Origin of the sequence: Microcoleus sp. BR0-C5, assembly GCF_036705045.1 — a bacterium.
Taxonomy (GTDB): domain Bacteria; phylum Cyanobacteriota; class Cyanobacteriia; order Cyanobacteriales; family Microcoleaceae; genus Microcoleus.
In genome coordinates this window covers 1-1,086 of sequence record NZ_JAUBTR010000219.1, presented here as the reverse complement: position 1 = coordinate 1,086, position 1,086 = coordinate 1, and the positions used below count along the sequence as shown (strand labels likewise).

1 protein-coding gene is annotated in these 1,086 nt (G+C 52.9%); it reads left to right on the top strand.

Features of this window, described 5'->3' with window-relative positions; translation table 11 throughout:
- The first annotated feature begins 95 nt into the window (after positions 1-95).
- Positions 96-1,067: an IS110 family transposase gene (locus tag QUB08_RS32035; protein WP_333230335.1), complete on the top strand. Its 972-nt coding sequence runs from the start codon at positions 96-98 to the stop codon at positions 1,065-1,067.
- Positions 1,068-1,086 lie beyond the last annotated feature (19 nt).

Genomic DNA, 1,086 nt, shown 5'->3' with positions numbered 1-1,086 from the left:
AGGCTAGAACGGTATCAAGGGAGCCCCGGCCACTACCAGGGCGTCCCGTTTAACAAGTTGAAGCTGGAGCTGGAAGGCCCCAGTGGATATTCAACATGTCAAGTCTACACCTGAACGTCGGGGTCGATGTTTCTAAAGACACCCTGGATCTGTGCTTCTTTGCCAAAGACCAAATCAAGCACAGCTTCACAGTCAAGAACTCTCCAGCAGGGTTTGAGCAGATTGTAAAGAAGCTGGAGAAGATGGCTCCTAAAGACCAGTGGAGGATCACGATGGAAGCGACCTCTTCCTGCCACAAGGCTTTGGTGTGGCACCTGGCTGAAGAGGGAGTCCCTGCTGTGGTGATGGCTCCTAATCAGGCTAGAAGCCTTGCTAAGGGTCTTGGAATCATCAGAAAGAATGATGCGACAGACGCCTATGTTCTGGCTGTGTGCTCGCAGAAGAACTGGAAAACCCCCAGGAAGCCTCCCACCAAAGAACAGGCTGAACTTCAGGAGCTTTCAAGAAGGATAGACAGCCTTAAAGCTCAGGCGGCTGACGAGAAGAAGAGAATGGGCAAGCCTTCCGCCTGTGCAGAACTCATCAAATCCTGCACGAGAGTCATCAGACTTCTTGACAAGGAAATCCAGCAGGTGAGCCAGCTGTGGCTGGTAAAGCTGAAGCAGAGCCAGGAGCTTGTGAAGAAGCACCGCCTCATGCTGAGCATCCCTGGTGTGGGCCCTGAAACAGCCCGCAAGGTCTTGAGTGAACTCTTCTTGACAGATGAACTAAAGAACGTCAAGCAGTGCATCGCCTACGCTGGGCTGGCTCCGCAGGAATGTTCGAGCGGGACGAGTCTTAACCGAAAAGCCACCATCCACGGGACAGGCAGCAGATTCTTGAGGACAGCTCTTTTTATGGGAGCCATCTCCTGTTCCAGACATGATGCTGAATGCTCAGCCCACTACGACCGAATGCTGGAAGCCGGAAAACCTAAGAAATGCGCTCTGGTCGCCATCATGGCCAGAATGCTCCGCCGGATTGTGACAGTGGTCAACAGAGGAACCGAATGGACCCCAACCCCTTGACAATTTAACACGGTATCTC

Coding starts and splice junctions, on each gene's coding strand:
- QUB08_RS32035 (WP_333230335.1), top strand. CDS start 96: ATGTCAAGTCTACACCTGAACGTCGGGGTCGATGTTTCTAAAGACACC.